The sequence below is a fragment of the Vibrio sp. 1F279 genome (genome assembly GCF_041439815.1).
GTDB lineage: Bacteria > Pseudomonadota > Gammaproteobacteria > Enterobacterales > Vibrionaceae > Vibrio > Vibrio tasmaniensis_A.
Map to the genome: position 1 here is coordinate 23223 of NZ_JBGOOU010000013.1, position 26277 is coordinate 49499.

A 26277-nucleotide genomic window follows, 5' to 3' on the forward strand; every position below is an offset into this window, starting at 1 on the left:
ATAAAACTCGACTAACGTTCATCTTTGGGGGTGTCCATCACAACCATAGTCGTAATCGATTGCACCTGAGCACATTCCCCAAGCACATCGGCATGAAACTTCTTATAGCCCGGTAGATCTTTTGTTTCTACCCTTAGCAAGTACTCGTTGGCACCAGTAATGTTGTGGCACTCCACCACCTCTTTTTCCATACTGACGTGCTGTTCAAACTCTAGCTGAGCCGCTTTGCTGTGGCTCGACAAGCCAATCGAAACATAAGCAATAAAGCCAACGCCCATCAGGCCATTATCCAGAACCGCGCGGTAACCTTGAATGATCCCTTTACGCTCGAGATCCTGTACTCGCCTTAAGGTCGCTGAAGCCGACAATCCTATACGTTCTGAAAGCTCAATGTTGGAGATTCTGCCGTCCAATTTAAGCTCTTGCAATATCCTTTCGTCAAATCTATCCATAAGTACTTATTATTGTGCATTAAGTGATAATTGAGGAAATAAAAGCACATAATTGCCTCACTTTCCACCTACTATGTTTCTCAACACGTGAAAGTCATGACCGGTCAGTCACTTCGTTCATTTTACTGCTGGAGAATCACAATGCCTTTAGAACAACTTAGCGCACTTGCCTTGTTTGCGTTTGTCTCGACCTTCACACCAGGTCCAAATAACATCATGCTCATGACATCAGGAGCCAATGTTGGCTTTGCTCGTACCATTCCGCACATGCTTGGCATTGCTCTGGGGTTTGCAGCCATGTTGCTATTGGTTGGCTTCGGCTTAATGGGGATTTTTAACGCCTATCCGGTCTCTCACCAAATCTTGAAATACCTGAGTCTTGCTTACCTCGTGTACCTTGCGATTAAGATAGCATTGAGCGGTAAAGCGAAAAGTACTAAGGCTTTTAAACCAATGACCTTCATTGGCGCGGCAAGTTTTCAGTGGGTGAACCCGAAAGGTTGGTCAATGGCGCTGACGGCAATTTCAGTGTATAGCAGTGGCAGTTCATGGTGGGAGCTTGCGATCATCGCCAGTATATTCACATTAGCCAATTTGCCTTCTGTGACATTCTGGACAGCGGCAGGTAAACAGCTCCAGCATTGGCTAACAACACCCGTTCGAATCAAAAGCTTCAACTATGGTATGGCAGGGTTACTTTTAGCATCGACGATTCCGATGATCTAATCGACTTACTTTATCTATTGATGGTTAGTACACCGGTGCTAACCATCCGTTTCTTTAAAAGAGCTTAATAATCTCGCTTAGCCATTGACCAAATGTCGCCTGCCCACTCGGCGTTAACGTCCAGACAAAAGCCACAACATTAAGTGACACCGTCACGAAAAATACAAATCTAAATGGTTGCTTCTGCGTTTTATGACGCAGTTTATCTTGAGCAATTAACGCCCCTAACCAACCACCAGCAACAGAAAAAATATGCAGAGTTTTCTCTGGTACACGCCAATTACCATTGATTGCCGCTCTCTTGTCCTTCGCGTACACAAAAAACGTCACTATTCCGATAACTAAATACCACACCAAGAGCGCTTTTGAACTTTCTGAAAACAACGCAGATACCGCTACCAATACCAGATAAGTAATAGCGATTTGAATAGATGAAGACAACATCAACTCCTTTGGATAATGAACAACATAGCGTCACCATTCCACATTAAAGACTCACTAAGGCTATTTGAGGCGAATGAGTACAAACTTTTTTTGATAGGAAAAACAACCTACGAGTGAAGTGCCACTAAGCTCACATAAATAAGGCGTAGTTATCACCCCTAGCGACTACTCCTATCTTCTACGCCTATGGCTAACCAACTGTATTTTATGAGCTATTGAACCAATAAAAAAGCGCGTTAACCACCACAATCCGTGATATCGACACTAGGTTTCCTATTTTTACGGATTAAAAATAACTTAATACATAAGCGTCACAAATAGTGGAGCATCGTTAAGCCTAGGATATTCATCTTCGTAAAAAATATGGATATCAAAACGTGAACGAAATAAATACCAATAAACACGAGATTCTACAAAGTGCCTTGAAGATTGCAAAAACAAAGAGCTTCAATATTGCGCAAACAAACAGCTTCAAACGTTCAGCTTTAGCCAAGGCGATATTGCCTATCGTCACCGCGACCTTGGTAGCAGGCTGTGGAAACGACACTAACAAAACAAACTCTGACAGCAATAGTCTATATAAAGCCGCTGAAAACGAAGTTGTTATTTATTACAAACGTGATGTTGCAGCGGCTCGCGCTTCTGGCTCGACCTACGACGGCTGGGGGCTTCACCTTTGGAATGGTGAAGGTTGTACGAGCACTGACTTAGTCGGCATGGGATTAGGTAACAATGGGACTGACTGGGATGTACCTTATGAATTCAAAGGCATCAATGATACCTATGGCGCCTACTACGTGTTGAAAGTCGACCCAGATGCATCCGACCCTCATAAGTGCATCAACTTCATCTTGCATAATGGCGGCGATAAGGCGTTTGGCAGCGCCAACTCGAAAATTGATCTCACCAAACTGAGTCAATCTCAATCTGTATTCGGTTTCCATGGCAGCAGCGCGCTGTACTACGAACCGATTTCAGAACGCCCAGTTAAGATTGATGGCCAGAAGGCACATTGGTTGGACTCAAACACAATCGCTTGGGAAGCTGCAGACGGTGCCGATTCTCTCAAGTTGTTCTACGCACTCGATAACAGCATCACGATAAACGATGATAAGGCGATCGTCGGTGGGCAGGCCGTTGAACTCAAAAAAGATGGCAAGCTATCCTCTGCATTAAAAGAACGCTTCCGTCATCTAGCAAGCCTACCCGCTTTATCAATTGATGTTGACGCCAGCACGCTGCGCACCATCTTGAAATCTCAGATCATTGTTGTTGCGTATAATGCGAATGACGACATTATCTCATCAACTGAAGTTCAAAAGCCCGGCGTACTTGATGCTGTATTTGCCAACGAACAGGCCGGTAACGCAATCGGAGAAACACTGGGGGCGATTGTGGAAGGCAGCACGACGACCTTCAAACTTTGGGCTCCTACTGCGCAAGATGTTGAACTCGTCCTCTACAGCGAAGACCGACAAAGTTCAAAAGTGATCCCAATGACGGAAAGCTTGGAAACAGGCATTTGGGCAACGGATTCAATTTCTAACGCCGTGAATAGTTATTACCGTTACCAAGTGAAGGTTTATCACCCAACCACTGGTAATATCGAAACTCGCCTTGTGACCGACCCATACTCACTCGGCTTGTCGAAGAATTCAGCATACTCACAAGTGATTGACCTTGATGAAGCAGCGCTGATGCCACAAGGTTGGGCTGGGTATAAGCGCCCAACGGTGAAGAAAGACGAAGACCACGTACTGTACGAATCACACCTTCGTGACTTTAGCTTCAGTGATAAGTTAGGTACAGCAAGCTTAAACGGCAAGTACCTAGCGCTAACAGAAGCCGATCGTGAGTCAGTAAAACACTTGAAAGCTCTGAAAGATGCCGGTTTAACTACGCTTCATATCTTACCTGCATTCGATATCGCTACCATCAATGAAGATGACGCGAGCCGCGTAGATATCACCGACACCGTCGGCAAACTCTGTGACGTAAAGCCAACGGCTACTTTATGTGGCACCGAAGATGAAAACAAAACCATCGAAACCGTACTCAACAGCTATAACTCTTCAACAGGCGATGCCCAAGCTCTAATGAACGATCTGCGTATGCTAGATAGTTTCAACTGGGGCTACGACCCATTTCATTACACCGTTCCAGAGGGAAGTTACGCGACAGATCCTAACGGTTCAAAACGTATTCTAGAATTCCGTCAAATGGTTAAAGCTGCGCACGAAATGGATCTTAAACTGATCATGGACGTGGTTTATAACCATACCAATGCGTCTGGCGTGAACGATAAGTCCGTACTGGATAAGATCGTCCCTGGGTATTATCACCGCCTGAATGTGAACACTGGTGGCGTGGAAAGCTCAACGTGTTGTGATAACACCGCAACTGAAAACCTAATGATGGGTAAGTTGATGGTCGACTCACTCAAGGTATGGGCTGACGACTATAAGGTTGATGGTTTTCGTTTTGACTTAATGGGCCACCAGCCAAAAAGCGTAATGGTTGAAGCATTGAAAGAAGTGCGCAAGATCGACCCAAATACCCTGTTCTATGGCGAAGGTTGGGACTTTGGCGAAGTAGCAAACAACGCTCGCTTCGAACAAGCCAACCAGATCAATATGGCAGGTACCGAAATTGGCACCTTCTCTGACCGTTTGCGTGATGCAGTGCGAGGCGGTAGCCCATTTGATGGCGGTGTCGATTCTGAAGGTAAGCACCCACTTCGTTTTAACCAAGGCTTCGGTAACGCCGCGTTTGCCAACGAAGAAACCAAGGTTGATCAAGACTCAGTCAACGGTCGTTTACACAACCAAGATCTTGTGCGCTTAGGCATGGCGGGGAACTTAGCCGAATACGTATTACTGGATTACAAAGGTGATACCAAACTGGGCAAAAACGTCGACTACAATGGCGCACCTGCCGGCTACACCAAAATGCCATCAGAGAACATCTCTTACGTTTCCAAGCACGATAACCAAACTCTTTGGGATAACAACGCTTACAAAATCGCCGAAGGTACAAGCTCTGCAGAACGTGCTCGTATGCAGTCGGTATCGCTCTCGACCGTCATGTTGGGTCAAGGCATCCCGTTCATACACATGGGTTCTGAACTGTTGCGTTCTAAATCGATGCAGCGTGATTCTTACGACTCTGGCGATTGGTACAACCGTGTGATGTTTGATGGTACTGGCAATAACTGGAATGTTGGCTTACCTCGTGAAGACAAAGATGGTGCCAATTGGGAACTCATCAAAACCATCATTGCCGACAGCACAGCCAAGCCTGCAAAAGAGGATATTGACCTCACCAAGCAGCAATTCCTAGAGTTGTTAAAAATCCGCAGCTCAAGTGAACTGTTCCGCTTAGACACAGCAGAAGAAGTCATGAAGCGTGTCGACTTCCGCAATGTGGGCAAAGATCAAATCGAAGGCCTGATCGTGATGTCTATTGATGACGGAATCTCCACAGGCAAAGACCTAGATCCAACCGCTGATGCGATTGTGGTTGTTGTAAACTCAACGAGTAAATCTCAATCATTCAAGATCACGGGAGCGACGGGCTTTACACTCCATACTATTCAGAAGAACTCTGCCGATAACATCGTGAAAGGCGCCACCTTTTCCGCTGAGACTTTCACCGTACCGCCATTAACCACCGCAGTGTTTGTGCAAACTCAAGGCGCATCACAAGGTGCTGGGTTATCGGTTGATAACTCACAAAAGGACGTATCTAAGATTCCGCCATATGGCAAAACGACCGTCTATGTACGTGGTGCAATGAACGGTTGGAACCCGACGGACGCATGGGCGATGAACTTCGTTGGTAACGGCGTTTACTCTGTCACTGGTGCTTTGGCTGCGGGTGAGTACGGCTTCAAGTTTGGTGGCTCTACTTGGGGTATCTTGGATATTGGCTGTCACTCCGTCGACTTAGCTCAGGGCTCGATCAACATTGGCAGCGAAGGCGACTGTAAGTTGAATATAACCGAAGCGGGCAACTACACATTCACACTGAATGCGATTCATCAACTCAATGACAGCGCAGAAAAAGCCGTGGTATCTGTGACGAAACAATAAGCTTCATATTCACATAATCATCACAGACGAGCCTGTTTTTTTTGGGGAAGAGCGAGGGGAGGTATTAACCTCCCCTTTTTTTGAGCAGCCGCTCACATACCACAGCAACTACGCCCCGATTTTCTTACCCAAGGAGGATAAAGCCGCATTCTGATTAAGCTAGCCTCCTAACGATAACTTCTATATCAAATATAACGTCTACCACAGCTTCAACGACAAAGCCCTACAGCTCCACTTCTCGAGATGGAATATAAGTATGTACAACAAGAAACATTCAATCTATCAAGTTTTTACCCGTTTGTTCGGCAATCAGAATACACAGAACACACCTTGGGGAACCATTGAACAAAATGGCGTGGGCAAGTTCAGTGACTTCACCAATAAAGCGCTGACAGAAATTAGAGAAATCGGCATCACTCATATTTGGTACACCGGAGTACCACATCATGCTGTGATCAACGACTACAAGCACATCGGCATCTCAGACGATCATCCAAGCGTTGTAAAAGGACGGGCTGGCTCACCTTATGCCGTCAAAGATTACTACTCCGTAAACCCAGATCTTGCTGACAATCCAGCGCAGCGTTTACAGGAATTCGAAGCCTTGATCAAAAGAAGCCATGACAATGGTTTGAAAGTCATCATTGATATCGTCCCTAACCACATTGCCCGTAATTACCAAGGCTTGAATAACCCAGAAGGCGTACGTGACTTTGCCGATCAAGATGACACGACTGTTGAGTATCATCGCAACAATAACTTCTATTACATTCCTGACAGCACATTTGAACTGCCCGAGATCGACCCTGCGTTCATTCCTCTTGGTGGCGAACAACACCCGAATTTAGCCTCACCGTTTCTTGAATCCCCAGCCAAATGGACAGGAAACGGATCGCGCTTGAGCAAACCCAACTTCGACGATTGGTATGAAACCGTAAAAATTAACTATGGCGTGCGACCAGACGGTTCAAAAGACTTCCCTGAACTACCGGACGATTACGCGATGCGTGATCACCTCGCCCACTACCATTTCTGGCAGCACGTTGATGTGCCGGATTCATGGATTAAGTTTCGAGACATCGCCTTATATTGGTTAGAAAAAGGCGTCGATGGGTTTCGCTACGATATGGCAGAAATGGTACCGGTCGAATTCTGGAGCTATCTCAATTCATCAATAAAAGTAAAGAATCAAGACGCCTTTTTAATGGCGGAAGTTTATCAACCGGATCTTTATCGTGATTACATTCGCTTGGGTAAAATGGACTACCTGTATGACAAAGTTGATCTTTACGACGGCCTAAAAGCAGTCATGCAAGGTAAGGCTTCAACGGCAATCATCCCTGAGATCCAGCATCGAATGATGGATATCGAACACCACATGATGCACTTCTTGGACAACCACGATGAGCAGCGTGTCGCGTCTCCTGAGTTTGTTGGTAACCCACACATCGCCAAACCAGCCATGTTAGTCAGTGCGCTATTAAGTAGCTCTCCCACCATGATTTACTTCGGGCAAGAAGTCGGCGAACCGGGTGCGGAGAACGCAGGTTTTGGGCAACCCTCTCGCACGTCTATATTTGACTACATCGGTGTTCCTCAACATCAAAAATGGATGAACGGAGGAAAGTTCGATGGTGGGCAGCTCAAGGATGATGAAAAGCAGCTCAGACTCTTCTACCAACAAGTGATGACGTTTTCACTGAACCATTCATCGATGACTGGAGCGTACCAAGATTTACACCAATCCAATCAGCTAAGTGATTCAGTTTATGCTTTCTTGCGTTTTGACAATCAGGAACTGGTTATCGCCGCGGCTAACTTCAGCCAAAGCAAAACGGATCACATCCAGTTGAAGGTGACGGCAGAGGTTATTCATAAACTAGGCATTGCTGACGGAAGCTATACGCTCAAAGAACATATTGAAGGCGTGCAACAACAGACGCTGTATGTGGAAAATGGTGTCGGTTACTTGAGTGCAGAATTAACCCCCCTAGCCACTTTCGCTTGGGTGTTAACCCTCTAACCGACCATTCTAAAAGTAACTGGCAATGACGGCGTTAAATACGGTACTTAACGTCGTCTTCGGATAAGTAAAATTCAAACGGTCGTTGGTTTTCAAAGCACGTTCTAAGCAGCTATGGCGGGTGGCTGTAACTTGGTTTTCCACTGTGTTCTGAGGCAATCCAGTATCTCAATTTTTCGCGTACTCATTTGACTTACTTTGGCTGATGTCTATACGTTTACAGACAAGCATTAATACAAATAACCCATTATGGTTTTAGTTTGTCGAGTATGTTTAAACAGCCCGTCGTAAAAAGTGACTCTCGTTATTAAATATAATAGAAATAGGTTTTCCATGTCAGAAAGTGCCTCTAACTACTTCGATGATTTATTTCTCCGATTAAGTAATAAGGATTTACATGATTGCCCTTACCAACTTGTTATTGAGGCTTACAATCACAAACAGATAACAAAGAAAGCAAGTAAGCATGATTTATTTTGGAATTCACACGTGATTTCTGAAGTTCCAAATTCCCTATATAAAACTGAGGAGTTCATCCTCGCACTAACCACCTATTTCTCTCAAGAAGCGGCAACAAATTTTCAAATTATCGCCAATGTGCTAGTTGAAGATCCAGAAACCATAGTAATTGCGATTCGCCGTTCTGAATTAGTCCTTAATGAAAACCACACTAAATGGGATGAAATCCATAAATTAGCGGTTCAATACCCAGATATCCTTGATGATTTGATAGCAACGAGTAAGGCATTTCAAGCTGCTTACCGAGAAAGGCTAGATTCAGTACGAAAATGTTCTGAACCATTTAAACTATTATCCTTATTCGAGTTTTTATCTTTTTCAGCCGCTTATTCCTTTAGTCACCTAGTTGAACCAGCGATTGATTACGATGGTGGTACTATCAGCGCAAGCTCTCAGGTTCGAGCACTAACTAGTCTAATTCAATGGAAACTCGTACATGCGACTGCCCGTGACTTCATTCTTAACGAGAGTGTCATTATACAATCACTCGCCAAGTACCATATCCCATTAATTTTACCTTCTGACCAAAATCGTGTTACAGCGAATACACTACTAATACAATTTGAAGAGTTAATGCGGGCACAAGTGGAACTTGACGAGTTTATTTCAAGAAGTGTTCACCCCTTCTGTTTTGATGACTCACTGTATTTCTCAGTAAAAAGTGAAAAATTACAAATGGAACACGTCAATGGGTCTAGTACCGGCAATTGGGTCCGCAATGGCAACAGAAAAATCATGCTCAGAGGCTACTGGCTCAATATGGCTTTGGATGCTTTCATTTTGTCGGGGCTAGGAGATAAACAAATTGGCTCTTTAGAGAATCATGAACAAAATCAGATAGCTTATGTAAAGGCTTTGGCCTGCAAATTAGAACTAGTAAGCGTCTATGGTCTTTCGGAGTTTGTAACGTTAGATAATGGGTTTAAGGTCGACTTATTTCAAGCGCTGTTGTCTCAAGAGTTAATGGTGGCTTTTTATATAAAGGACTACGTGGAAGCATTTTATGAAGAATATACTGAAGTACAAAACTGGGAGCAGGCTGCTGGATTAGTTGCAATGAAAGGTGCAGCTAAAGGACAAAATCGATTTCCAATTACTTGGTCCTTATGGAATGAAAAAGTTAGGAGTATTTTAGGCTGGACCGTATCTAATGACTTTCCTAGAGGAAATATAAACGCTGCTGAAGCTATTTTGGCGTTTTGGCAGCTTGATATGAAAAAATTCAGCAAGCAGTTAATTGATGGCCTTCCAATTTATCATCAACAGATCTCCGAGCACCCTATTATAAAAATTGGTAATCACTGTATTTTACTACCTTGGTTAATGTCTACCCAGATTACGTCGCTTAACTCAGTCAATAACTTGCGCCGATTTGGTAACCAAAGAAAGTCATTGAAAGATGAAACTACACGAATCGAGAATCAATTAGGGGATGCTTTTGAGAAAAAAGGATTTACTGTCGTGAGAAATTTCACGGCTGGTAATCCATTAGGTTCGGACGCTGGAGAAATTGACCTGATTTGTGCCCTTGATAACATCGTCATTGTTATCGAAGTTAAATCAACCTTTTACCGAACAACGAAGAAAGAAGTGTTTTATCATCGTGATAAAACTTTGAGAAAAGCTGGTATTCAGATCAGAAAGAAAGTCGATGCAGTCAAGACCGAACTGAAAATCAACACAACCTTTAAACACAAGTTACAAGTAACAACTGATTCACCGCAGTTTGTTGGTTGGATAGCGGATACATCAACTGAGTTCGATCATGAACTTTTTAATGGTTTTACGAAGGTTTCGATTGAAGAGTTATTAATTGCATTAGCAGACAACGCCCAGTATTTATGTAACCAAGAACAGACGCTGTCGTCGTCAATTGAGCCAGGTGAACAAGGTGAATTTCGTTCAGTGGAAAGTTCGTTGTACGACAATGGATTTAGCGGTGATGAATTTCTTAGGGTCATAGAACAATCACTCGTTTGGCGCAATGAATAGTGGGGTCGTAGCCACAAATCAGTGCGAGTCTTTGTAACTACTATTTGCTGGGTAACGCAATACGCCTTAGTGGAGGCTTGAAGCGTATCCTGTAAAAGTTGCACGTGCGGTTCTTAAAGGGGCGGCGCTTGGTAACAGATGCCACCCACTCGAAAGGAACGTTACATTTGGCATTTTTGAGAATCGAAAGTGCCCCAAAATTGGTTAGATTAAATACTCTACTCATTCCGGGGGCGTGCGTTTTCCCTATCAAATCTAATCCGAACAATGAGGTTGGGGCTATACTCACTTCGGTCGTGTGTAGGTTGACAATCGTATACTTAGAATCCGCCTCAGTTATACGGTGCGTATTCCGACAACATCCACTATTGAATTCAGTACAAATGAATATGCTTTATCTTCCCCTAACTCTTCTACAAGCTCTTTATAAATTGCCTTTTTGAGTATTGGATTATGCTCGTTTTCATAGCTATCCATAAGTTGGCGTATTGCATCTATTCTTTCTAGTCGCTGTTCTACAAGGTCCATTCTATTTAATTCAATGACTTTCTCCGTCAACTTCCCTCTGTTTTGACCTGGCTTTCCAAATACGTAGGGGCCCGCAGCATATAGGTGGTCACTCGGTTCATCATTAAACGGGTTTAAAAATGGCAGATTTTGGTCGTATTCGTCACTTTTATTCATGTTGCAAACAGGGCATGCAAGCCCTAAATTTTGCCATTCGAACGTTAAATCTGGGTACTTATCTTTAGCCTTAGGTTTAATATGTTCTATATGCTCATATGATACGTGACTCACTTTACTCTCACAGTACATGCATTTATTTTTAGCTTCCTGCTTGAGAAGACCTTTCACATCTGAATGGTTATAACGATTTGAAACAGATGAAGGAACCTTTTCATCGCGCTGAATAAAACCAAGTAATTCATTAGTCCAGTTTGTAGCATTGTCTACCAGAACTTGTGGCTTAGACCCCTTATTAAGCTTTATCATTTAGACTCTCCACAACTAGAGTGATTGCTTTGGGCATAAATTCTTGCAGTTCTTTCTCTTCTAGTTCCTGTCTCATTCGTTGAAACAAGCCCTCATCGACGCCTTGTTCAGAGTATTTTTTTACAACTTCTTTTATTTCATCTTCGACCCAAACAGGCACTGTTACAGGAACCCCAAGAACCTCTCTTAAAACTTTTGCCGCATTGCCACTTTTATCAATCATGTCAAGCTTTCGAGAAAATACCCGATTTTCATTATTGTATGCAAGAGCGTACACTTGGGATTTTTTAGAAGATCCAATAATAAATGGACTATGAGTAGCAATAACGAATTGGGCCTTAGGAAAAGCTTTGCTTAAATTTGGAATTAACTCTCTTTGCATGGAAGGGTGTAAGTGATTTTCTGGCTCGTCGATCGTGATTACAAAGTTCTCTTTATTTTGAGAAAACATGTATATTTGCCACGCTACACCAATTATTGATGCCACACCACCTGAAGCAGCATCAATAGAAAACTCACCAGACTCCGTTACTAAAACCACTTCTGGGATTCTTATTTCTAAGTGTTTAAACCCTAAGGTTGCAGGTAACATTATTTTCAAGATTTCCTGAAACCCTTCGAATAATTCTGCATATTCCTTATTGGCAACGACATGACTATTGCCGTACCCGAAGGTAGCAAGCCCAATTAGAGACTCTTTAAGTAAATAATTCGGACTTATATTTTTAAGCCATTCACCCGTATTGTTGAATTTATCGACAACGTTAGCATTATACTCATTAAAGTAATCTTCTTTTTTCTTAGGCTTAGTTGGAATTGACTCAACTTCTTTATAGCTAAACACTGGTCTATGAGAAGGTACGTGCATTCCTTGAATAGGCTGTTGCTCAGAGAAATTTAAATCGTAAGTTGAACCTGCTTCCTTAGGAACCGAAACTTTAGATACGCTTAAGTTTGAATATTGTACCTTGCCGATTTCAATCCATGATTCTTGTTCTTCCTCTTTAGAAAAAAAAGAATCCCATTTGCCGGTTAAAAAACGCATTAGGCCAGATTCTTGATCTTTGGCTGGAGTAGAAAGTAAACGAGTATTCCACCCAAAAGTCTTGCCTAAAACGCCAAGGATCGTCGTTTTTCCGGCACCATTTGAGCCTGTAATGATTGTTACTTTTTCATCAAGATCTATTTCTATTCTTTCGAATTGACGCCAATGGTTTATTTCTACTTTCTTAAACATTACTACTGATTTCCATCTAGAGAGATAACAGCTTATTAAACAGCATTCTGTTTATCACGCAGAGTGCTTGCCTCGCTTATCCTCTTACTATACTCCAGAAATCGCTTTTTAATCAATTAGTTGGATGGCATCAAGTGCGCAATTTTGAGTACTTTCTTCTGGCAAAAGCGAGCATTGCGCTTAACGCTGTGCTCGATTATCTTATGCCTACCAAAATTTACTCTTAGATTCATAGAGATAGAAAAATTGACCTGGGATAACCGTGTGCGTATTTCGGTGATTGCGAACGCTTGTTACCGATGTTTTTCAAGCTATCTACAAGCGAAAAAGAAGAGATGACAATGGTATTACAAGGCAAATGTATTGTTCATAACTAGCGCAATTAAGTTAGTGTGACATTTAACGCTAAATGTGCGTGTCATATTTGTACTTTCTAAGCGACTTTCGATACAAAAAGTTATCCGTATATTTCTAATTTAGGTGATTACTCTAAGAAGGTTCTGTCCAAAACCTTGTTAGGCTAAATTTTAATCAGCGTTGCTTTCTAGCTCAAATACCCCTTTCATCTTTCAAAGGGATAACTTTTTGTCGCTGACGACTCCTATCACTTGACCTGTCTACAGGTGACGACTTTAGAATGATTAGCCTTATACTTATCATGACTAAAGAGGCACATTCCGTTGTACCAATTACGAGACTTACAGCGGTCAAAAATATATCAGCTCTTCGACCACCTACCATCGACAATGAAAGGGATCACTCTTGCCCTAATATCTACAGCACTGTTTACGATAGTTGGGGTATTTGTTCGACAGCTCAGTGCAAACTATGACACCTTTCAGATCCTGTTCTTTCGCCAGTTCATCTTTATGTTGTTGCTCATGCCTGCGATTGGCAAAAACATCGATGTGCTATTTAGACCCAACAAAATATCGCTTCACCTACTAAGAATAATGGGCGCATTTACCGCTCTATACTTTGGTTTTATTTCAGTAAGCAATATTCCATTTGCTGACGTAACAGCACTCGGTTTCTTGCAGGTACTTTTTGTGGCTCTAATCGCTCATTTCGTATTGGCAGAGCAGATCACCCGCAGTCGAATTTTCACGATTGTGGTTGGATTTATCGGGGTAATGACGGTTGTTCGACCGACCTTTGCTGCAAGCCATAGCCTTTATGTTTTATCTGGCGTGATTGCCTCACTAGGCGCGTCGGTAGCGGTAGTGTGTGTTAGGAAAGTGGCACAGAGCGAACCAAAGATAACATTGATGGCATACCAAGCTCTGGCAATTGGTTTGATTACATTAATACCAACCCTTTACTTATGGCGTACGCCAACTGTTGAAGACTTTATGTTACTGCTGTTAGTTGGCATCATCTCTTCGTTTGCTCAGTATGTTGGTATCTCTGCATACAAATGGACGCAAGCCAACATCATTGCCAATGTTGAGTATGTAAAGATTATCTATTCGCTTATCATTGGCTTAGTTGTCTTTTCTGAAATTCCTGATTTATGGTCAATGATTGGCGCACTGATTATTCTTATTAGTGCATTGATTCCATTGATTTGGTCTCACTATCAAACAACCAAAGAGGATAGCCCTAAGTGTTGAGCATCAAACAATTTTGTGAGCAACTTGAGGTATCTCGAACAACGGTTCTCTACTACGAGCGAAAGGGGCTAATCACTCCAGCAGCTAGAGCATCTAACGGTTATCGCCAATATGGAGAGCGAGAACTTGAAAGGTTTAGATCAATACTTGCCTATCGCTCCTATGGTATTCCCGTCAGTGAGATTGGGGGCCTGCTACACCAATCTCAGGATGAAAACAGAGATGTGGTACTAAGACAGCAGTTCGCTGCCCTCGATCAAGAAATTCAAAAGTTGCGCCAGCAGCAACAGTCCATAATGGCGTTACTCAAAGAGCCTGAACTTCTTAATCAAGGCCTACTCACCAAAGAGCGTTGGACAGAAATACTTAAAGAGTCAGGAATGGATGAACAGGGTATGATCAATTGGCACAAACGCTTTGAGCAGATGGAGCCACTAGGACATCTCAAATTCCTTCAATCTTTAAATATCGATGAAGATGAAATTGAGCAGATAAGGGCGTGGTCACGAAAGCCATGAGGTGTTGATATAAATCGCCACACTTCACTGACTCAATGCGATTAGTAAATACGTTATTGCCCACCTTTGAACGAATTGTACTGGTTAACTCATTTTCATCCATTTCTGATGCAAACAGCTCCCGATTACATTCCACTGGTTTACTGTTTTCGATTCGCTTTTTATGGTTAAAATGCCTTATGGTACAAACAAGAAAATTATCGATGCTTGCGGGCTTTGCCACAGGTATTCCCCATTTACACGAAAAGACTGATTATGAATTTTGATATCAATGCACTGAAACACCACCAACTAGTTGAAGATGGTCAATTAGAAGGGTGTTACCTTCATCAGCCAGCACAGGGCAGCCAGCAAGACGATGACGCTGTTTTAGTAGAGCGCCAAGCACTAGAAAAATTGGGGTATAAGGTGGTACAGGTTCAAGCTAAAGGTGGGGCAACAACCTTTGCTGAAGCTATGCAAAAGTTTGCGAAGAAAACAGGTCACCAGACCAAAGAGTAGGCAAATGGCTAGTGCGGCTTACAACGTTCAGAATCAATAGATTAGCCGCCCTGAGCAGCACTCGATGATACTAATCGCCTTAACGCCACAGCGCGTCCCTACTTTCTCCGCATTTCTAGCTTCTAGCTTCTAGCTTAATCAAAGTTGGCTTTTTGTAAGATCTCAATGAACGTCTTGATCTTGAGGTCTTCCGCTCCCTGTTTCGCGTAGAGGCCAACGTTTCCTAACTTAGAGTCATCAATCAGTAAGGTTTCGAAGCCTTTGTCTTTCATCCAGTCACACATTTTATGACTGTATGGCATGACAGCATTAGACATTCTCAACATATCTAAACTCGCAAAAAGAGAGTCAACGTCATAGACATCTCGCCCAACCACCTCAATATCACGCCCGCCAGGCTGTGAATTTACGTGATCAGACAGTACAGAGTTATGTCGAGAGTGATCGGGGGTCACTTGGAGTATTGGAAACGCTAATGTCTCACGCCTTAACAAACTCGGGTCTAAGTGTTTCTTCGTTAACAATGGATGTTTAGCTCGAACAAACACCGCTTCTTTGTCTTGAAAGAGTGGGTAAAACGTTACTTTGCATCGCTCATGCAGCCCATAGATTTCATGGCCAACAAACAAGTCGATATCGCCTTGAACCAAGTGGTGCATCAAAGACAAGTTGTTACCGAACTCTAAATGTAGCGAGCCCATTTGTTCTTGTTGCTTGTATTCCTCAACCGCCTTGCAAACAAATTGTTCCCACCAAGCTTCCCCAGTGCCGAGCTTCAATTTACCGGATTGGCGCTGCTGCATGTCGGTAAAGCGGTGCATTAACGACAGATGCTTTTCTTGCTGTTCTTGTGCAAACTCCCGAAACAACAACCCGTACTCGGTAAGCTCAACGCCTTTTGACTTACGAGTAAAAATAGCCACACCAACATCACTCTCTAATTTCTTGATCGCAGCGGTCAAGGAGGGCTGGCTAATATTCAGCTTTTCCGCGGCACCTTTAATACTGCCAGTATGCGCAACCATCAGAAAGTATCGGTATAGCTTGTTCATAGGATTCTCTTAGTTTGCATTCGATCACAAAATGCGAGGTTAGAAATTCAACAAATTAAACCACTGAACACAGTGCGCAGCGGATAGAGCTCATGATATAGGATTTTTCTATAGAGAGCATTAGTAATGCTATTTCCCAGTGTAAGATGAAATCACTATAGTAAGGTCAATTAACTTATTAAGTGGACATTGAGATGGAACAGAAATGGTGGCATGACGCAGTGGTCTACCAAATTTACCCGCGTAGCTTTTTAGACTCGAATAATGACGGTATCGGTGACCTAAATGGAATCATCAGCAAACTCGATTACCTTAAAGAACTGGGCATTAATGTCATTTGGCTCTCTCCTGTTTATCAATCTCCAATGGACGATAACGGCTACGACATCTCCGACTACCAAGCGATAGCTGAAGAGTTTGGCACGATGGAAGAGATGAAACGCCTGATGGATGAAGCGAAAGAGCGTGACATTAAGATTGTTATGGATTTAGTGGTAAATCATACGTCAGATGAGCACCGTTGGTTCGAGCAAGCACGCTCTTCAAAAGACAATCCGTATAGAGACTATTACATTTGGCGCGATGCAAAACCGGATGGCAGCGCACCGGATGACCAAGGTTCTATCTTTGGCGGAAGTGCTTGGCAGTGGGATGAACTCACACAACAATATTACTTCCATCTATTCTCGAAACGTCAGCCAGATTTGAACTGGGAAAACCCGAAGGTTCAAGAAGAAGTTCATACTATGATGAACTGGTGGATTGACCTTGGCATCGGCGGCTTCCGCTTAGATGTGATTGATCTTATTGGTAAAGAGATCGATAAAGGAATCACTGGTAACGGACCAAGGCTGCACAAGCTATTACAACAAATGAATCAGGCGACCTTTGGTAACAAGGATTTGTTAACCGTAGGAGAAACTTGGGGCGCAACACCAGAAATAGCCAAGCTATACAGCGGACAAGGTAGAAATGAACTTTCTATGGTATTCCAATTTGAGCACATTACCCTGACATGGGAAAACGGTGACAAATGGAACCCTATTCCGCTTGATCTTCGAGAGTTCAAAAATGTGCTGACCAAGTGGCAGCTAGAGCTGGCCGATGGTGGTTGGAATTCCCTTTTTTGGAACAACCACGATTTGCCACGTTTGGTTTCAAAATACGGTGATGACAAACATTTCCGAGTTGAGTCAGCAAAAATGCTGGCGACGTGTTTGCACTTCTTGAAAGGCACACCTTACATCTATCAAGGTGAAGAGATTGGCATGACCAATGTCGCTTTTGACAATCTAGACCAATATAAAGATATTGAAACGCACAATTTCTATAAAGTAAAAACGGAATCGGGTGTCACTCATGAACACATGATGGACGCCATTCACGAGAACAGCCGTGACAACGCTAGAACACCAATGCACTGGAACAACCAACCAAATGCAGGCTTCTCTGACGGAATACCTTGGATTGAGCTGAATCCAAACTACCCAGAGATCAACGTCGAAAGTGCGTTGGCTGATCCAAGTTCCATATTTTATCACTACAAGACATTGATAGAGTTACGAAAAGCTCACCCAGCGATTGTCTACGGTTCATTCATTCCTGTTTTTGAAGAACACGACAAGGTTTTCGCCTACGTACGTGAGTTGGATGGTGAAAAGCTGTTTATAGTTTGTAACTTCTCAAACGACAACCTGACACTGGATATGCCTGAACAATACCAAACTCAGACGCTTGATTGTCTGATCAATAACTATCAAACGGTCACTGAGTTGTCAGCCAAGCTTGAACTGGCACCGTATGAATCATTTGCTGTAAAACTGTAATCATACGTTAAATTCAACACACCAAAGGCAAGGTTCTCCTTGCCTTTTTTATTGCCCAAAGCCATCGATTCTCTCCAACATTTCACATCTTAACCTAAGCAACCTAACGCTTAGTTTTGGATGGCTTTCATCACCCAAAAATAGTTTGAGCCCGCCTTCACATTTCTCTATACGCGCCACTTCACAAAACTATGGCGATCGCCTGTAAAACAGCACTGTATCGGCGTTGCTATAGCTTTTTACTATATCAAAGGTGCGTTTACCTATTTCTCAAAGGCTAAATTAGTCGATATTATTTTCAGCAGATAATAAGAACTGATAGAAGTGATTATCGTTATGGATAACCTTCTGAATATGGAATGAAATTATGAAACCTCTATTGAAAACACTGTCTATTTGTACCCTTGCTGCTCTTTTCAATGCACCGGCTTTTGCTATGGAAGAAGGTGAAATCACAATCTGGATCAATGGCGATAAAAGTTATGCCGGTCTTGCTGAAATTGGTAAACAATTCGAAGAAGATACTGGTGTAAAAATTAACGTTCAGTACCCAGACTCACTGGAAGCTAAATTCCAACAACACGCAGCAACAGGCGGCGGCCCTGACATCATTTTCTGGGCACACGACCGTTTTGGTGGCTACGCAGAATCAGGGCTACTTCACGAACTTAATCCAAGTAAAGAATTCAAAGAAAAGCTTGTCGACTTCAGTTGGGATGCGGTGACAGTCAACGGTAAAGTTGTGGGCTACCCTCTAGCAATCGAAGCACCTTCTCTAATCTACAACAAAGACCTACTTCCAAACCCACCAAAAACATGGGAAGAGCTTGCTGACATTCAGAAAGAGATGGCTAAGCAAAACAAAAAAGCCATCATGTGGGATGTGAAAAATGCGTACTTCACATGGCCGATGATCTCTGCTGGTGGTGCCTTCGCGTTTGAAAAAACAGCAACAGGCTATGACGCTAAAAGCACAGGTGTTAACAATGCAGCGGGTGTTCGCGGCCTTCAATTCTTAGTTGATATGGTAAACCAAGGGGTAGTTAACCCGAATATGGATTACTCCGTAGCAGAAGCAGAATTCACCAACGGCAATGTGGCAATGACCATTAATGGCCCTTGGTCTTGGGGTAACTTAGACAAGCTTGGTGTTAATTATGGCGTTGCGGAGCTGCCGACATTAAATGGCGGTAAAGGTAACCCATTTGTTGGGATCCTAAGTGCGGGTATCAATGCTGCGAGTCCAAATACTGATCTTGCTGTCGAGTTCTTAGAGAACTACCTATTCCAAGACGACGCTCTGAAAACCATGAATGATGACAAGCCTCTTGGCGCGGTGACACTAAAATCATTCCAAAAAATTCTTGAGAGCGATGATCGCATCAAATCAACCATGACGAATGCTGAAAACGGCGAAATCATGCCAAACATTCCGCAAATGACGGCTTACTGGTTCGCTGAAGGTGCGGCTATCGATAACGCAATGCAGGGTAAGCAAACCGTTAGAGAAGCGCTAGACACAGCAGCAAAACAAATTACCAAATAAGCTTTCTTCATATTAATAACCCTTTCCTCATATTAATATCCTATTGTCCTTTGGCACAGCGCATGCTGTGCCTTTTTTGTTTTGGAAATCAACTCGCTATGCAAATCCCTACTCTTTACCTAAAAGGTACGTTCAATGGTTGGGGGTTAGACACCCCATTGTTCAAAGAACAAGACGGCTCCTACAGAGCAAACCTATGTTTATCTACCGACCTTTATCGCTTCAAAATTTCGGATTCAGATGGCACCAAGCAATGGACACTTTCAGGGCATGAAAGTGAAGCCACTCTCTGCGAATTGGAACAAGCAATGCCGCTTATCAATACACAAGGCATTGGCAATGATCTACTGCTCTCTCCCGCTGTCGCTGGTCAATACTCCTTGAAGGTGCAATTTGGCTCTTCGACGCCAACGATCACCGTAACCAAGGGGGAATACAATGATCTATCAACACCTCAACGTGAGCCTATTGATACTCACCTGATTGAGGCTGAGATTGAGGAGACGCTACCTCACTGGCAACACCCTGAATTTGCAATGCCACATGACCAACTGTTCCAAGAACTCACCATCTCAGAGACACAGTCATTTCCGTTTGTGTTCGGGGATAATGTCGATGGTTACTATCATGGAGCAACCTATAGCTATGTAAACGGTGGCAAATATCGTCACCACCAAGGTTGGATACTGGGAACCTTCGCTAGCTATATCGACGGCAAGTTCAATAATAAGTTAGAGGCTGAACGTGCCAGCCTGACGCCTTATGGTATTGAACATCATTATGATCATAGCCGAGAGTCGTTGAGCCTGATTCAAGGTTCCAGACTGGTATCACTCACTGTGTCGTCAAACAAACCGAGTGCTTTGAGCCTAATTCCAGAACTCAACATACCGACCACTCACTCTAAAGTTCATACCTCAGACTCAAACATCGTCATAGAACTCAGCCCTCAAGTTTGCCCAGACGGCTGCCCAAGGTTTGTCGCCATCGCAAGCAATCATGCAGTACATGCACGAGAGATCTCGCTAGACGCTCACCCTGAACTTCGCGACCTAGTTCAGCTCTCAGAGAGCAATACAAAACTCATGCTCACGACGTCAGATAAACAAACTGAACTTGTCGTCTACCTCGGCTTTGCTGAAACTCTTGAAACCGCTAGCTCATTGGTTAATCAAGCGATCAAAAATAACGAACACGTTCTTCACCAACAGCGGATTTATGAGTTCTTAACCAATAATTATTTGTGGACCAACGACCTTGAATACAACCAAGCCGTCATGTGGTCGCGCCTTGCAAGCCGAACCTTTGTGAGTCATGAGTTCGGCACGGGCATTTGGGCTGGATTACCTTGGTTTAAGGACTGTTGGGGGCGCGACACCTTTATCGCCTTGTCGGGCACAAGCTTGGTCAATGGGCTGTTTAGTGAAGCAAAAGAGATCATTGAAAACTTTGCTTCCATGCAGATGCTCGACGAAAATTCCGCGAATTACGGGCGAATTCCGAATCGAGTGACGAGTAAAACGAACATCATTTATAACACCACCGATGGCACTCCTTGGATGATTCGTGAAGCCCTTGAGTACATCAACTACTCTGGCGATGTGGCGTTCGCTAAGGCCATTTACCCTACTCTCAAGCGTTTCATCACGGGTGTCGAAAAACACTACTTGAATGAAGATAGCTTGAATGAAGATTATTTGAATAAAGATAGTCTGATGGCACATCGCCACCCTGATACGTGGATGGATGCAAAAATTGATGGGATGACACCTTGGTCTCCTCGCGGCCCTAAAGCCAATGACATCCAAGCTTTGTGGTTTGAAAGCTTAAACTGCGCTATTCAACTCGCTATTCTGGTGGGCGACTCTGAATCAGAAAAGAGCTGGGCAATCCAAGCTGGAAAAGTGAAAGAGAGTTTCGCCACCAAGTTTTGGGATGATACAAACCATCGCCTAGCCGACCATTTATCGCAAGGTGATGTGCCTGATTATAGCGTGCGTCCGAATCAGTTGATGACGATTTCAATTCCTCAGAAAAGTCCGCTGAATCAGAATGAAAGAGAGCAATACATCGTCAAGAACGCGGTAGAAACGCTATTGTTCCCATGGGGGATCTGCTCCTTACAACAAGAGCATGTCGATTTTCATCCTTATCACGACAATCAAGCCATGTACCACAAGGACGCGGCTTATCACAACGGGACGATCTGGGGGTGGAATGCGGGCTTTACTATTACGGCGCTCAACAAGTTTAAGCAGCAAGATCTCAGTTACCAGCTATCCAAAAACTTGGCAAAACAGATCCTTACACAAGGCTGTAGAGGGACAATGAGTGAAAATTTGGATGCTTTCCAAGAAAGTGACCGCGACCTTGTAGAATCAGGAACGTTTGCTCAAGCCTGGTCTGTTTCAGAATACGCTCGTAACGCGCAACAGGACTATTTGGGATATTGCCCACGCTTATTGGACAATCAGATACACCTAACACCAAACTTCCCAAGTTGTTGGAGCGAATTAGTGGCTTCGTTGCCTTTTGGTCAAGGAAACCAGCTACGACTGTCATTTGAATCCAAAAATGGGATTTCTCATTACAAGATTCAGTCAAATCTAGAAGATACGGTAAGTCCCGAAATCACGTTGGTGCTTACGCTAGACATAAACCATGAGTCTGTTGCCGTAATCTCGACACCATTAACACAATCGTTGAAGATCATGATCGACAGTCACCAACAACAGGTCACGGTCAACGACAAACAAGCGCAGTTTGAGATTCAACCAAAGCCAAATAACGCCATCTTACGCGATTTACAATTTGCCAAGCCCGACTTTGCAAGGCAACACAACAGCTTGATGAGCAAGGACTACCTGTTGAACAAGCGCAATAAGCAAAAATTGTCAGCAGCCAAGGACTAGCTTTGCTGATACTAAGCCTATCGCTTTATAGACGTATAAAGTGATACGGCTATAAAGCGATAAAAAAGCAGGCCTAATACACCGGTTACGAAGACAAAACGGAGTTAGGCCTTCTTTTATTGTCTAAAAATAAAGTCGATGAAATCCGGGAATCGCAACGACCAAGCCAGTTCATTGTGTTGATGACCTTGCCCTTCTTGATAAAACAGCGTCACGTTCGGCTTTTGAGTGAGTAACGTGTTCATTGCCCTTGAACCACTCAGATAAACGTCAGCAAAATCTACGTTTGCCTCTTCACGAGCTTCATTCGTTCCCATATCCATATATATTTTCGTTGGAGACAGAAAGCTAAACTCTTTCATATACTCGAAGTATGAGGATTTATTGAACCAAAATGCCGGAGAGAAAACCCCAAGCACGGCAAAGGTATTCTGGTACAGTGAGCCACCATATAAGCTAATTAGCCCGCCCATTGAACTGCCAGCAAGGTACGTAAACTCTCGGTTCGGCTTTGTTCTGTATGTTTGGTCTATATAAGGCTTCAATGTATGACAGATAAACGCCATGTACTCGTCCCCTTCACCACCAAATTTAAGTAGCTCATCACCAACACCCAACTCTTTTATCTCTTGGTTAGCGCGCCAAGGCGAATACTCATTGTAACGCTCCATGCCATTAAGCTCATGACTGCTGTCGATGGCGACAACAATTACCCCTGATAACTTACCGAGCCTTTGCATCTCATCGAGTGTCGTTTGTGCGTCCCAACACATCCCATACGTCGCTGTAGACTTCTCAAAGACATTCTGCCCATCATGCATGTATAAGACAGGATAAGCGTGCTCTGTTTGGTGATACCCCGCAGGAAGGTAAATGCGGAGCGTTCGAGTTCGATTCAACTGTGGAATAAAGAACTCATCGATAATAATCAATTCAGATTGCATAACGACCTCTAAACTTGAAGTGTCTATAAATTCAGATATAAAAAACGCCCCTTTAAAGGAGCGTTCTATCTTTATCTCTATCTCTATATCTATCTAAGCGACTAAGATACTGGGCTGCTAAGCCATTAAGCCAACTAATCTATTAAGCTAACAAGCTAACAAGCTATTTTGCGTTGACGGCTCGCACAAAAGCTTCTTGTGCACCTTCAACATTAAGCGCCTTCGCTTCATCTAACAAACCTAAAGCTTTGGGTATATCACCTGACTTCACCGCATTTTGTATAGCAGACAAGTAGAAGTCTTTTGTCTCTTGCTGCACACGTATCTGCGTGTCTGCTTTCTTCGGTACAACAGCTGTTGCAGTCGCTGCCATAGCGGCAGGGGCAGCAACGACTGGCGCTACGGCAGGTTTAGCACGGTAAGGGCGAAGTTTTAAAGTTTTAATTTCTAACTCTAAACGACCACCTAATTGATTCGTGTATACCGGATCGGTGACCATAGGCATCACCTCACCAAATTCTTTCGCTCTCACCTTTGCTGGGTGATCAACTTTCACCTTATTGCCAAGCTCATCAGCAGGCGTGTAGATAACAATATAAGGTGTCTTGCTCGCATCAATACGCAAGCGCTCAATGTAACTCGTGCGAGTAAAAGCGTCGGATGCCTGAACCTTAAAGTCTTCAAACTTCAATGTTTGCACTGGCTTAAAGTTTTCATCTAGAAGCATGGCTTCTGGAGCAAAAACTGAATCATCGATCATCAAGCTCGATAGCTTAACGACCATCTCCCCTGAGCGCTCGCTGAACTTGAACGCTGCAAAGTGGCTATTACCTGTTGTAAATGTACCGACAGGTGATCCCAAGTCGATATCAAACTTTAAATCTTCATTATCATTCAATTGTGCGTATGGGTACTGCGAAAAATCGCTGCAGCATACTTCTGCATTAGTGGGTGCATCGAGTTTAGTTTGAACCTGAGCATCGGAAGCACAACCGCTTAGCAAGGCACCTAGTACCACGGCTAACATAGAGCTTTTATTTGTCATTGTAATCTCTCTCACTATTGGTTGTTGTTGGGGGAAACGGAAAAAGGCAGCCAATGGCTGCCTTATACTTTAAACGGTTTAGAACCAAATTTCAGTGTGTACACCGAATACAAATTCGTCTTTACCGTTATCGATACCAATTTGTTTAGCACTTGCTTCATCATCAGCTTTAATGTAGCTAATGTAAGGCTTAACTTGTGGACGACCGAAGTAGTCAGAGTTCGCTGTAAATGCAGTTGCAATTTCTAGGTTAAGAATATCGCTCTCTACAGCATCACCAGTGCGATTCCAGTAACCTTCATCACCTTCTTCATGTGCATAAGAAGCCGTAGCTTCTAAGCGAATGTTGTCGTTCAGTTTGTAAGAAGGACGAGCAGCAACCATGTAACGAGTCAAACCGTCAGCACCAAACAATTGGTCAAGAGCTGTAAAGTACACTGCTTCCGTACCTAATTGCCATTTTTCAGAGATGTTAAGCACACCGTAAGAAGTCAAGAATAGTGATTCTTCTTTATCACCGCCACCAGACCAACCACCGAAGTTAACACCACGGTTTTTCATTACGCCAGAGCCGTAAGCAATTACGTTTTGAGTCCAACCGTCTAGGCCATAGTAACTTGTATTAAGCGTTACAGCTGCACCGATACCGTCTTCGTTCTCACCGCCATTGATGTTTTGCTGACCATATTTAAAGTCAAAGTCTAGGCTGCCGATACCCGCATCCACGCCGTAGTAGTACAAGTCAATAGAAGAGAGTGTCTGTCTTTCTTTTGCACCATCTTTCTTGACTTTACATTTACTAGGATCTGTCGATGTAGTGCCATCATCTTGTTTACAGTCAATCGCGTAAGAATCTGCAGAACCTGCATCAGGATCAGCCATCACATAAGCGATACCAGCAGTATGTCCTGCAAGCTTAGTTTGAATACCTGCACCAATACCAGATGATTGTTTCCAAAACTCACCAGATAAAAGGCCAGCTGCACGGTTTAGGTAACGTTGACCACCCCAAATAGAAGTGTCTTCACCTAAAATGCCGCCGAGCTCAACAAAAGCTTCTTTTACTTCGAACTGAGAATCATCATTCTTCTTTTGTCCGCCTTCAGAAGAATAAGCGTATGAGTTACCGTTACCATATTCAGTACGAAGAACGTAGTCGGCCCACACACCATTTTGGTACTCAGAGTGCTTCTTAATTACAAATTCAACTTGGTTAGTACTCTTACCGTGAGTACCCGCTGTTTTGTAATCTGGCTTACCGAATTCAGTGTCTACTGTTTTACCGTCGACAACACGAACGTTAGAAGACATGTAACCGTGAACTTCCCAGCCGTCAGTGATAACGTCAGTAGGGTTTTTCACCTCTACTTCCATTGAAGAGTCACCACTTGTTACATCAAGTGCAACATCATTTTCTGCGAACGCTGAACCAGCGACAAGTGCAGAAGCCACTGCAGCAGCAATCAAACTTACTTTTTTCATTCTTAACTCCATTAAGGACGATTTATTTTAGGTTTTATATTTTTGCTCTCTTGCGACAACCAAAGGCAGTAATGGTGGGCGTAAGATAGAGAGGTTTAGGGTTTCCCCTGATTCGTTTCAACGGAACCAATATTAAGAGGGGATGACAAGTTTGACTTCCTCCACCCCGAACTAAATTAAGGGGGATGAGAAGGGAGTAGAGTTTATACAGAATGGTATTTTAAAGGGTTGGATCACTTAATCTAGGAGGAGTAGACAGCACACAGATCTAATTATTCAGCATAAGTGAGATCTACTTCAAATATATAATTTGAACTTCATCGATGAATTATTTTTCAACAAAATTTATTCTATGAAGTTG

General features: G+C 43.3%; 18 protein-coding genes. 10 read left to right on the forward strand and 8 right to left on the reverse strand.

From position 1 onward, the window contains the following. Nucleotides 1–11 precede the first annotated feature (11 nt). Nucleotides 12–452, reverse strand: coding sequence for an Lrp/AsnC family transcriptional regulator (locus ACED60_RS11480; RefSeq protein WP_009845852.1), 441 nt, complete (start codon nucleotides 450–452; stop codon nucleotides 12–14). A 141-nt stretch (nucleotides 453–593) separates the two neighbouring features. Here ACED60_RS11480 and ACED60_RS11485 point away from each other — a divergent pair, with 141 nt between their 5' ends. Then, entirely contained in the window at nucleotides 594–1178 is a 585-nt protein-coding gene (locus ACED60_RS11485) for a LysE family translocator (protein ID WP_009845853.1), read from the forward strand. A 54-nt stretch (nucleotides 1179–1232) separates the two neighbouring features. Here ACED60_RS11485 and ACED60_RS11490 read toward each other — a convergent pair whose 3' ends face one another. Continuing rightward, nucleotides 1233–1622 (reverse strand): DUF1294 domain-containing protein, encoded by a 390-nt coding sequence (locus ACED60_RS11490; RefSeq protein ID WP_017101556.1) that lies wholly within the window; start codon nucleotides 1620–1622, stop codon nucleotides 1233–1235. A 377-nt stretch (nucleotides 1623–1999) separates the two neighbouring features. Here ACED60_RS11490 and pulA point away from each other — a divergent pair, with 377 nt between their 5' ends. The 3 genes from pulA to ACED60_RS11505 all read left to right on the forward strand — a co-directional run bounded on the left by pulA (nucleotide 2000) and on the right by ACED60_RS11505 (nucleotide 10247). Continuing rightward, nucleotides 2000–5713, forward strand: a complete 3714-nt coding sequence (gene pulA, locus ACED60_RS11495) for a pullulanase-type alpha-1,6-glucosidase (protein ID WP_371727553.1) — start codon at nucleotides 2000–2002, stop codon at nucleotides 5711–5713. 256 nt (nucleotides 5714–5969) lie between these two features. Next, a complete protein-coding gene (locus ACED60_RS11500) occupies nucleotides 5970–7736 on the forward strand; it encodes an alpha-amylase family protein (RefSeq protein WP_371727554.1) in 1767 nt (588 codons plus the stop codon). A 333-nt stretch (nucleotides 7737–8069) separates the two neighbouring features. Beyond that, on the forward strand, nucleotides 8070–10247 hold the full coding sequence (locus ACED60_RS11505) for an NERD domain-containing protein (protein WP_371727556.1): 2178 nt from the start codon (nucleotides 8070–8072) through the stop codon (nucleotides 10245–10247). A gap of 336 nt (nucleotides 10248–10583) precedes the next feature. On the opposite strand, the gene ACED60_RS11510 is transcribed toward ACED60_RS11505, so the two are convergent. Both ACED60_RS11510 and ACED60_RS11515 read right to left on the reverse strand, forming a co-directional pair. Further along, nucleotides 10584–11240 carry an HNH endonuclease gene (locus ACED60_RS11510; protein WP_102258243.1) on the reverse strand — a complete coding sequence of 219 codons (657 nt, stop codon included), beginning with the start codon at nucleotides 11238–11240 and terminating at the stop codon, nucleotides 10584–10586. Continuing rightward, entirely contained in the window at nucleotides 11227–12477 is a 1251-nt protein-coding gene (locus tag ACED60_RS11515) for an AAA family ATPase (RefSeq protein ID WP_371727557.1), read from the reverse strand. Before ACED60_RS11515 ends, ACED60_RS11510 begins: the two co-directional genes overlap by 14 nt. A gap of 746 nt (nucleotides 12478–13223) precedes the next feature. On the opposite strand from ACED60_RS11515, the gene ACED60_RS11520 reads away from it, so the two are divergent. From ACED60_RS11520 to ACED60_RS11530, 3 genes are all read left to right on the forward strand, one after another. Further along, nucleotides 13224–14090 (forward strand): DMT family transporter, encoded by an 867-nt coding sequence (locus ACED60_RS11520; protein ID WP_371727612.1) that lies wholly within the window; start codon nucleotides 13224–13226, stop codon nucleotides 14088–14090. Continuing rightward, nucleotides 14084–14608 (forward strand): MerR family transcriptional regulator, encoded by a 525-nt coding sequence (locus ACED60_RS11525; protein ID WP_371727558.1) that lies wholly within the window; start codon nucleotides 14084–14086, stop codon nucleotides 14606–14608. The genes ACED60_RS11520 and ACED60_RS11525 overlap by 7 nt, the downstream gene beginning before the upstream one ends. Before the next feature lie 255 nt (nucleotides 14609–14863). Further along, entirely contained in the window at nucleotides 14864–15109 is a 246-nt protein-coding gene (locus tag ACED60_RS11530) for a hypothetical protein (RefSeq protein WP_041473027.1), read from the forward strand. 134 nt (nucleotides 15110–15243) lie between these two features. Here the strand turns inward: ACED60_RS11530 and ACED60_RS11535 are convergent, their stop codons facing one another. Then, nucleotides 15244–16161 (reverse strand): LysR family transcriptional regulator, encoded by a 918-nt coding sequence (locus tag ACED60_RS11535; protein ID WP_371727559.1) that lies wholly within the window; start codon nucleotides 16159–16161, stop codon nucleotides 15244–15246. Between the two features lie 194 nt (nucleotides 16162–16355). On the opposite strand from ACED60_RS11535, the gene ACED60_RS11540 reads away from it, so the two are divergent. The 3 genes from ACED60_RS11540 (at nucleotide 16356) to ACED60_RS11550 (ending at nucleotide 22445) form a co-directional block, all read left to right on the forward strand. Then, nucleotides 16356–17987 (forward strand): alpha-glucosidase, encoded by a 1632-nt coding sequence (locus ACED60_RS11540; RefSeq protein WP_371727560.1) that lies wholly within the window; start codon nucleotides 16356–16358, stop codon nucleotides 17985–17987. A 367-nt stretch (nucleotides 17988–18354) separates the two neighbouring features. Continuing rightward, a complete protein-coding gene (malE, locus tag ACED60_RS11545) occupies nucleotides 18355–19533 on the forward strand; it encodes a maltose/maltodextrin ABC transporter substrate-binding protein MalE (RefSeq protein ID WP_009845865.1) in 1179 nt (392 codons plus the stop codon). A 50-nt stretch (nucleotides 19534–19583) separates the two neighbouring features. Then, nucleotides 19584–22445: an amylo-alpha-1,6-glucosidase gene (locus ACED60_RS11550; RefSeq protein ID WP_371727561.1), complete on the forward strand. Its 2862-nt coding sequence runs from the start codon at nucleotides 19584–19586 to the stop codon at nucleotides 22443–22445. Between the two features lie 116 nt (nucleotides 22446–22561). Here the strand turns inward: ACED60_RS11550 and ACED60_RS11555 are convergent, their stop codons facing one another. From ACED60_RS11555 to ACED60_RS11565, 3 genes are all read right to left on the reverse strand, one after another. After that, a complete protein-coding gene (locus ACED60_RS11555; protein WP_371727562.1) occupies nucleotides 22562–23389 on the reverse strand; it encodes an alpha/beta hydrolase in 828 nt (275 codons plus the stop codon). 163 nt (nucleotides 23390–23552) lie between these two features. Then, nucleotides 23553–24434, reverse strand: coding sequence for a MalM family protein (locus ACED60_RS11560; protein WP_371727563.1), 882 nt, complete (start codon nucleotides 24432–24434; stop codon nucleotides 23553–23555). 78 nt (nucleotides 24435–24512) lie between these two features. After that, nucleotides 24513–25916: a carbohydrate porin gene (locus ACED60_RS11565; RefSeq protein WP_012600159.1), complete on the reverse strand. Its 1404-nt coding sequence runs from the start codon at nucleotides 25914–25916 to the stop codon at nucleotides 24513–24515. Nucleotides 25917–26277 lie beyond the last annotated feature (361 nt).